At 69.8% G+C, this 7,910-nt stretch carries 8 protein-coding genes; 1 reads left to right on the forward strand and 7 read right to left on the reverse strand.

Annotation, left to right across the window (positions count from 1 at the left end):
- Nucleotides 1-146: 146 nt before the first annotated feature.
- Genes ABNT58_RS28140 through ABNT58_RS28170 form a run of 7 tightly spaced genes read right to left on the reverse strand, consistent with a single transcriptional unit; the run spans nt 147 to nt 7,422 of the window.
- The gene (locus ABNT58_RS28140) at nt 147-1,001 is read right to left on the reverse strand and encodes an ABC transporter ATP-binding protein (RefSeq protein ID WP_348756678.1); all 855 of its coding nucleotides are present in this window, start codon (nt 999-1,001) and stop codon (nt 147-149) included.
- Entirely contained in the window at nt 998-2,149 is a 1,152-nt protein-coding gene (locus tag ABNT58_RS28145; RefSeq protein ID WP_348756679.1) for a ring-opening amidohydrolase, read from the reverse strand. Before ABNT58_RS28145 ends, ABNT58_RS28140 begins: the two co-directional genes overlap by 4 nt.
- Complete coding sequence (gene allB, locus ABNT58_RS28150) at nt 2,146-3,648, reverse strand: allantoinase AllB (RefSeq protein ID WP_348756680.1); 1,503 nt, start codon at nt 3,646-3,648, stop codon at nt 2,146-2,148. The genes ABNT58_RS28145 and allB overlap by 4 nt, the downstream gene beginning before the upstream one ends.
- A 13-nt stretch (nt 3,649-3,661) precedes the next feature.
- Nucleotides 3,662-4,453 (reverse strand): SDR family NAD(P)-dependent oxidoreductase, encoded by a 792-nt coding sequence (locus ABNT58_RS28155; RefSeq protein ID WP_348756681.1) that lies wholly within the window; start codon nt 4,451-4,453, stop codon nt 3,662-3,664.
- A gap of 34 nt (nt 4,454-4,487) precedes the next feature.
- Nucleotides 4,488-5,528, reverse strand: coding sequence for an ABC transporter substrate-binding protein (locus ABNT58_RS28160; RefSeq protein WP_348756682.1), 1,041 nt, complete (start codon nt 5,526-5,528; stop codon nt 4,488-4,490).
- Nucleotides 5,525-6,367 (reverse strand): isochorismatase family cysteine hydrolase, encoded by an 843-nt coding sequence (locus tag ABNT58_RS28165; protein ID WP_348756683.1) that lies wholly within the window; start codon nt 6,365-6,367, stop codon nt 5,525-5,527. The genes ABNT58_RS28160 and ABNT58_RS28165 overlap by 4 nt, the downstream gene beginning before the upstream one ends.
- Nucleotides 6,364-7,422: an ABC transporter substrate-binding protein gene (locus ABNT58_RS28170; protein WP_348756684.1), complete on the reverse strand. Its 1,059-nt coding sequence runs from the start codon at nt 7,420-7,422 to the stop codon at nt 6,364-6,366. Before ABNT58_RS28170 ends, ABNT58_RS28165 begins: the two co-directional genes overlap by 4 nt.
- A 398-nt stretch (nt 7,423-7,820) precedes the next feature.
- Here ABNT58_RS28170 and ABNT58_RS28175 point away from each other — a divergent pair.
- Nucleotides 7,821-7,910, forward strand: a 90-nt coding sequence (locus ABNT58_RS28175) for a LysR family transcriptional regulator (protein ID WP_348756685.1), incomplete at its 3' end; no start/stop codon positions are given.

Here is a 7,910-nt window from a genome sequence, read left to right on the forward strand (position 1 = left end):
CAGGATCTGGCTGGGCCGCGGCAGCACCAGGTCGCTGACGCCGCTGGCCACGCACACCAGCTCCCACAGCACGAAGAAGCCGACCAGGGCCGAGGCCGACAGCAGCCGTTGCCGCAGGCGCGGCGAGATCTTGGGCGTGGACTCGCTCATGCGGCCTTCCTTTCTTCCAGGGCGATGACGTTCTGCACCGCATCGGCCGCGGTGCGCGCTTCGGCGATGCGCAGGCGCAGCTCCTGCACCAGGGCCGAGACTTCGGGCGCATAGCTCATGGCCAGCGTGCGGGGCCGCGCAAAGGGCACGGCGCGGTCTTCCAGGATGCGGCCCGGCCTGGCGCTCATCACGCAGATGCGTGTGGCCAGGTAGGCGGCTTCGCGCAGGTCGTGGGTGACCAGCAGCACCGTGGGCCGCTTGTCCATCCACAGCTGCTGCGTCAGCGACCACAGCTCTTCGCGGGTGAAAGAGTCGAGCGCGCCGAAGGGCTCGTCGAGCAGCAGCAGCTGCGGCTCATGGATCAGCGCGCGGCACAGCGAAGCCCGCTGCAGCATGCCGCCCGACAGCTGCCAGGGCCGCTTGTCGCCAAAGCCCTGCAGGCCCACCTGGGCCAGCAACGCCTCGGCCCGCTCGGCATATTCGCCGCGCTTTTTCTTGGCGTACTGCTGGCGAAAGGGCTCGACGATCTTCAGCGGGATCATCACGTTGTCGCGGATGCTCAGCCACGGCAGCATCGTCGGGTTTTGAAAGGCCAGGCCGATGCGCGTCTTGCCCGACTGCTGGCTGCTGGGGCTTTCGCGGCCGCCCACGATCAGCCCGCCCGAGCTGGGCTGCAGCAGCCCGGCCACCAGCTTGAGGATGGTGGACTTGCCGCAGCCGCTGGGGCCCACCAGCGCCACGAAGTCGCCCTGCGCGATGCGCAGGTTCGTGCGGTCCAGGGCCAGCGTGCCGTTGGCCTGCGCGCCGAAGCGCACCGTCACGTCGGCCAGGTCGATGAAGGGTTGGGTCATGCGGGTTCCTTCAGGTGCAGCAGGGCGGCCACCGGGCCGCCGCCGGGTGGGCCCTGGTGCTCGGCACCGCCCGAGACATACAGCGCGCTGTGCCCCGCGATGGAGGCCAGCACGCCGCCCACCGCCGCCCGCGCATGGCGGGTGGCATTGATGTCGGAATCGTTGAGCATGGTGTGGCGCTGGCCGCGCACCAGGCCATCGGGGCTGGCCTCGGCCTTGGCCAGCAGGTTCACCAGCCGCGTGGCCAGGGCCTGGGTGTCGCGGTCGGCATCGAGGTCGAAGCGCTCGCGCAGCAGCCGGCGCACCGCAGCGCCGTCCATCGCGTCCTGCATCACGGTGTGGGCGATGCGGAAGGGCGATGCGGCGCCCGGCGCTTCGCCCAGCACGATGACCACGTTGTGGTCCAGCTCGATGCCCGAAGAAGCCGAGGCGCGGCCCGAGAACAGCGAGCCGTCGCGCAGCACGGCGGCGTCGTTCACCCGATCGGCCGGCACTTCCTGCAACGCCAGCGCCACGCCCAGGGCCGAGGCGCCGCGCGAATAGCCCATGGATTCATAGGTGTCACGCGTCGCAGGTTCATGCCCCGCGGCCAGCGCCTGCTGCAGCTTGGCCGACGTGAGCAGCGGGCACTTGACCTGCACGAAGTGCACGTCCTGCACGCGCTGGATGCCGGCCTCGGCCATGGCCGCGCGCACCGCCTGCGCGGTGGCCTCGATCTGCGCCATGCGGCCCAGCTCCTGCGGCGCAAAGTCGCGGGTATGGGCGGTGCCGATGACCAGCCGCGGCGCGGCCTGCGCAGGCGCCGGCTCATCCATCCAGCGGCGGGTGAACACCGTGAAGTGCGGCGACAGCACGCCTTCGGTGCCGCCCGACATCACCAGCGCCACGCGCTGCGCGGCCTGCGCCGGCGTGCAGTCCAGGTGCGGCGCCAGCCAGTGGCTCCAGGCCATGCTGGCGTATTCACGCGTGTGGTCGTTGACGCAGCCGTTGCCTTCGGTCTTGCCCATCACCGCCACGATATCGGCCGGCACCAGTGGGCCGGCTTCCACCAGGGCTTGCACGCCCGACAGGTCGCCCGGGCCGCTGCAGGCCACGCGGTGCACGCCCACGTACTGGCGCCGTGCGGTGCCGTTGAAGGGGCCGCTCATGCCGCCTCCTTCGAGGCCTTGCGCACAAAGCCCGTGCCTTCGAAGGCCGCCGGGTCGCTGGGCACCGCAGTGGGCGGCACGCCGGTCGGCGTCTGCAGCACCGCGCTGGTGTAGTACTCGGTGTTGCGCGGCTGCGGCGTGGGCATGCGCTGCACCGATTTGACCGAGCGGCCCCAGCCCGCGGCATCGCTCACCAGCCGGCCATCGCGCATCACGAAGCGGCCACGCACCAGGGTGTGGATGGGCGCGCCATGTACCGTGCGGCCGTTCCAGGGCGAGATCTTGCTGATGGACTGCAGCCGGCCTTGCGACAGCACCGCGCGGCGGTCCATGTCCACCACCGCGATGTCGGCATGCGCGCCCACGGCCAGCACGCCCTTGGTGCCATACAAGCCCCAGGCCCTGGCGGGGGCCGCGGCGCTCCACTTCACGTAGTCCATCAGCGTGGCGCGCTGGCGGTTCACTTCGGTCAGCATCAGCGGCATCTGCGTCTCAACGCCCGGAAAGCCGCAGTCGCATTGCCAGATGCTTTCGCGCGTCTTTTCTTCAGGCGTGTGCGGCGCATGGTCGGTGGCGATCATGTCGATGGTGCCGTCCATCAGCGCGTCCCACAGCGGCTGGTTGTGGCGCTCTTCGCGGATGGGCGGATTCAGCCGCAGGATGCCGCCCAGGCGCAGCATGTCCTGCGTGTTCAGCAGCAGGTACTGCGGGCAGGTTTCCACCGTCACGTCCACCCCGCGCAGCTTGGCTGCGCGCAGCACGAACAGCGAATCGGCCGCGCTGTGGTGGGCGATGTGCACGCGGGCGCCGGTCCACTCGGCCAGTGTCAGCACGCGGCCGATGGCCTCGATCTCGGCCACCGCCGGGCGTGACGCCAAGTGGGCCAGCGGGTCGATGCGGCCGGCCGCTTCCAGCTGGTGCTGGCGGCGCGCCATGATGGACGAGTTCTCTGCATGCACCACGGTGCGGATGCCCAGCGGCGCCAGCTTCTCGAAGCCTTCGAGCAGCGCGCCGTCGGTGGGCGCGGGCAGGTTGCCGAAGGTGTTGCCCACGAAGGCCTTGAAGCTGGTGACACCCGCGTCCAGCAGGTCTTCCAGCCGGTCGATGGTGTCGTCGCCCAGCAGGCCGTGGATGCCGTAGTCCACGTACGAGGCTTCGGCCGCCTTCTGCTTCAGGCGCAGGGCTTCCAGCGTGCCGGTGGGCGGGTTGGTGTTGGGCATCTCGAACACCGTGGTCACGCCGCCGCAGGCTGCAGCGGCGGACCCGGTCTTCCAGGTTTCCTTGTGCGGGTAGCCCGGGTCGCGGAAGTGCACATGGCTGTCGATGGCGCCGGGCAGCAGGTACTGGCCCTCGGCGCGCAGCTCTTCGCGGGCCGAAGGCATCAGGTCGTCATGGCCGATGGCCACGATGCGGCCGCCTTCGATGGCGATGGAGGCTTCGATGATCTGCTCGGGCGACACCAGGCGGCCGCCGCGGATGACGAGGTCTGCGTTGCTCATGCTCGGCCGCTCCTCACAGCATGGCCCAGCCGCCATCGACGGGCAGGTCGACGCCGGTGATCTGCCGCGACACGTCGCTGGCCATGAAGAGGCACGCGTTGGCCACGTCGGCATCCAGCGTCACGCGCTTGAGCGCATAGTCGTCGGCATGGCGCTGCATCGCTGCTTCCAGCGAGATGCCCAGCCTGGCGGCCATGTTGGCGCACACCTTCTCGCGAAAGCGCGGGCCATCGACCATGCCCGGCGCCACGCAGTTGACGTTGATGTTGTGGGCGCCGGCTTCCAGCGCCATGCTCTTGGTCAGGCCGCGCAGGCCCCACTTCGAGGCCGAGTAGGCCACCCGGCCCGCACGCCCCCGCATGCCAAAGGTGCCGCCCACGTTGACGATCTTGCCGCCGCGCTGCTCGATCATCGCCGGCAGCACCGCATGCATGGTGTTGAAGCAGCCGGTCATGTTCAGCTCGACGATGTCGTTGAACTCGTCGGCCGTGGTCTCCCAGCCGGTCTTGCCGATGGGGCCGGAGCCGCCGGCCACGTTCACCAGGATGTCGATGCGGCCGAACTCGGCCAGCGCCGCAGCGGCCAGCGCTTCGGTCTGCGCCGCGTCCACCAGGTCGCAGCGAACCACCAGCGCGGGCACGCCCAGCGCGCGGGCTTCGGCGGCCACGGGCTCGATGGCGGCGGTGTCTCGGCCGGCCAGCACCAGGCGGCAGCCTTCTTCGGCAAAGGCCAGCGTCACGGCGCGGCCCATGCCCTTGGCGGGGCCGGTGATCAGGGCCACCTTGTTCTTCAGGTTCAGGTTCATGTCGAGTCTCGGTGCGGGGCGTGGAAGGGCAGGCTCAGAACAGCTTGGCGGGCCGCTGCTCGCGCGGCGGCAGGAAGCTGCGGTCGAACACCTCGGCAGGCGCGGGCGTGCGGGCCAGCTGGTTGGCATCGACCAGGATCTCGATGCCGCGGGCCAGGCGCTTGTCGTCCACGTCGCCCAGGCCGATGCGGGCCACCTCCGGGTGGTTCATGTCGTTGCGCAGCGTGGCCAGCAGGCGTTCCTTTTCCACCTCGCGCTTGAGCAGCGGCTCGCGCTTCATCACCGCGTCGATGCCGGCGTCGGGGTTGGCGATCACGTCGGCGATGGCGCGGTTCAGCGCCTTCACGAAGCCGGCCACCGCCTGCGGGTTGTCCTTCACGAAGGGGCGCGAGAAGAACACCGCATTGCTGTACAGGTCCATGCCGTGCGCGCCATAGCGGATGAAGCGCAGGTCCTTGGCCGGGTCCATCCCCATGGCCTTGGCGCTGAAGCTCACGGTGGTCACGTAGCCGAAGGTGGCGTCCACCTGGTCGCGCGCCAGCATCTGCTCACGCAGGTTGGGCGCCATGTTGGTGATCTTCACCTTGGTGGCGTCCAGCCTGGCCAGCTTGGCGAAGGCCGGAAACAGCTTGAGCGCGCCGTCGTTGGCGGGGCCGCCGATGGTCTTGCCTTCCAGGTCGGCCGGACCCTTGATCGGGCTGTCCTGCTTGACCACGATGGTGAAGGGCGGCGTGTTGTAGAGCATGTACACGCCCACCGGCGCTTCGGCCGGGCGCTTGGTGGCCAGGTCGATCACGGCGTTCAGGTCGCCGAAGCCGGCCTGGTAGGCGCCCGAGGCCACCTTGGGGATGGAGGCGGCCGAGCCTTCGCCCTGGTCGATCTCCACGTCCAGGCCCTCGGCCTTGAAGTAGCCCTTGTCCTGCGCCAGGAAGAACCAGGCCTGCGGGCCTTCGTACTTCCAGTTCAGCACCATCTTGATCCTGGTGGCCTGGGCCTGCGCGGCCAGGGGCAGCAGGGCGGTGGTGGCGGCCAGGCCGGCCAGGGCCAGCGTCGCCAGTCGGCGGGAAGTGTTCATCGGGGGTCCTTCTTCGATGAGGAAAGGGCAGGGGCGGTGTGCAGTGCGGCGCTGGCGGTCAAGGCCGGGATCAGCGCCTCGGCGGTGCCGACGAAGCCGTGCAGCTTGTCGACCAGGAAATGGATGGCCCGCGTGACGTAGGCGGGCGAGGGCGTGCCGCAGGCGTCCTTCAGCAGTACGCAGTCGTAGCCCAGGAAGCCGGCGTCCTGCAGGCTGGCGAACACGCAGCGGTCGGTGTTGACGCCGCCGAACAGCAGCGTGGTGATGCCTTGCTGGCGCAGCAGGCTGTCCAGTTCGTTGTCCCAGAAGCCGCTGAGGCGGTGCTTGAACACGGTGAAGTCGCCAGCGGCCACCGGCAGTTCTTCCACCACCTGCGCGCCCCAGCTGCCGGGCACCACGCTGGGCCCATGGTCCAGCGGCGAGGCCTGCGCATACCCTACGCCGGGCTGGCCTTCGGCATCGGCGCGCATGGCCTTGAACTGCACCACCGGGGCCAGGTTGGCGGTATCGGCCCGCACGCCCCAGTTGAGCCACACCACGCGGCCACCGGCATGGCGCCAGGCGGGCAGCAGCTCGGCCAGCACCGGGATGGGCTTGCGGGTGGCACGCATGCTCACGCCCTTCTGGCCGAACCAGCCTTCGGGGTGGCAGAAGTCGTTCTGCATGTCCACCACCACCAGCGCGCTGCGGTGCACGTCCAACTCGATCACGTCGGTGTGCGTGGGCAGGCGCACCGGGCGCGGCGGCAGCGGCGGGCGCACCAGGCTCAGCAGGTCGCGCGAGGCGGTCCAGGCCGTGGCCGCGCTGGCGCCGTAGCGGCGGCTGCGGGTCGTGCTCATTTCAGCGTCAGCTGGCGTTCGGCCAGCGGCGGCAGGAAGCGGCGGTCGAACACCTCGGTGGGCGCGGGCGAACGCGGCAGGTCGAAGGCCTGCTGCACCTGGCCGATGGACTTGGCCAGGCGTTCATCCAGCACGTCGCCCACGCCGATGCGCTGGGTCTCGGGCGTGATCACCACCTGACGCAGTGCGTACTGCAGCCGGCGCTTTTCCAGCGACTTGTTGATCAGTGGCTCCTGCCGCGCCAGTGCGTCGATGGCGGCATCGGGGTCGGCCACCGCATCGCGCAGGCCCTGGTGGATGGCGCGCACCAGGCCGGCCACCGCCTGCGGCTTGTCCTTGAGCAGCGCGGGCGACACCAGCACGCCGTTGCCATACAGCGCGATGCCGTGGTCGGCATAGTGGAACCAGCGGATGTCCTTGTCGGGGTCGATGCGCTGGCCCACCAGGTTCATGTAGCTGGTAACCGAGAACACGGCCGAGGCCTCCACCTGGTCGGTCAGCAGCATCTGCTCCTGCAGGTTGGGCGCCATGTGGCTCCAGCTCACCTTGCCGGGGTCGATGCCGTTCAGCTCGGCCAGCGCCGGGAACATCTTCATCGCGGCGCCGCCGGCCGGCGAGCCGATGGTGCGGCCCTGCAGGTCCTTCAGGCTTTTGATCGGGCTGCCCGCCTTGACCATGACGGCAAACGGCGCGCGGTTGTAGACCATGTACACCATCACCGGCACCGTGCCTGCCGGCCGCGTGGCCGCGTTCTGGATGATGGCGTTGATGTCGCCGAAGCCGGCCTGGTAGCTGCCGGCCATCACCTTGGTGACGGTGTTGGCCGAGCCATCGCCGGTGTCGATCTGCAGGTCGATCTTTTCCTTGGCGAAGTAGCCGCGTTCCTGCGCCAGGTAGTACCAGGCGTGCACGCCCTGCAGCTTCCAGTCGAGCACGAACTTGATGGGCGTGGTCTGCGCCTGCGCGGCCAAGCCGAGCGTGGCCAGGGTGGCGGCGGCCAGCCATTGGCGCAGGGCGCTGCGCAGGCGGGGCGAAGAAGAGCGGTTCAACAGCACGGGTGGGGCTCCATCAACAGCGATGGGCCACCGCTTGCACTGCCCGTGCCGCAAACGCGTTTTCAGCGTGCTGGAAGGCTGCCGTTTGGCGCTGGGTGTGTTGCCGTAACGGCAACGGTGGGGCGCCGGGCCGCGCGTGTGTTGGGCTGGGGCCTGGTGGCGATGTGTGATGGCGCGGTGGCCGCGATGCCTGCCGCACCTGGGTGGCCGCGCGTGCCGGGCCGGCCCGCGGCTGGCAGCTCAACGCCCCTTTGCCGCCGTTGCGCCCAACACCGTGCGCCCAGGCCTGTTCCTGGTGCGCACCGTTGCCAACTTGGACACCAGGGCGCACACACCGATGCCGTTACGGCTACGGTCGTCACGCGCGGCATGGCACCGAACCTGCTGCACGGCGCCGCATGAATCACCTGCGTTTTTTGCGCTACGTCGACGAAGTGGCCCGTGCCGGCTCCATCCGCCAGGCGGCCGAGCGGCTGCATGTGGCGCCG

Origin of the sequence: uncultured Aquincola sp. (genome assembly GCF_964001545.1) — a bacterium.
In the GTDB taxonomy this organism is placed as follows: Bacteria; Pseudomonadota; Gammaproteobacteria; order Burkholderiales; family Burkholderiaceae_C; genus Aquincola.

Bases quoted from the DNA above. Each gene is read 5' to 3' on its own strand.
- ABNT58_RS28140 (WP_348756678.1), bottom strand. From the start codon at position 1,001: ATGACCCAACCCTTCATCGACCTGGCCGACGTGACGGTGCGCTTCGGC.
- ABNT58_RS28145 (WP_348756679.1), bottom strand. From the start codon at position 2,149: ATGAGCGGCCCCTTCAACGGCACCGCACGGCGCCAGTACGTGGGCGTG.
- allB (WP_348756680.1), bottom strand. From the start codon at position 3,648: ATGAGCAACGCAGACCTCGTCATCCGCGGCGGCCGCCTGGTGTCGCCC.
- ABNT58_RS28155 (WP_348756681.1), bottom strand. From the start codon at position 4,453: ATGAACCTGAACCTGAAGAACAAGGTGGCCCTGATCACCGGCCCCGCC.
- ABNT58_RS28160 (WP_348756682.1), bottom strand. From the start codon at position 5,528: ATGAACACTTCCCGCCGACTGGCGACGCTGGCCCTGGCCGGCCTGGCC.
- ABNT58_RS28165 (WP_348756683.1), bottom strand. From the start codon at position 6,367: ATGAGCACGACCCGCAGCCGCCGCTACGGCGCCAGCGCGGCCACGGCC.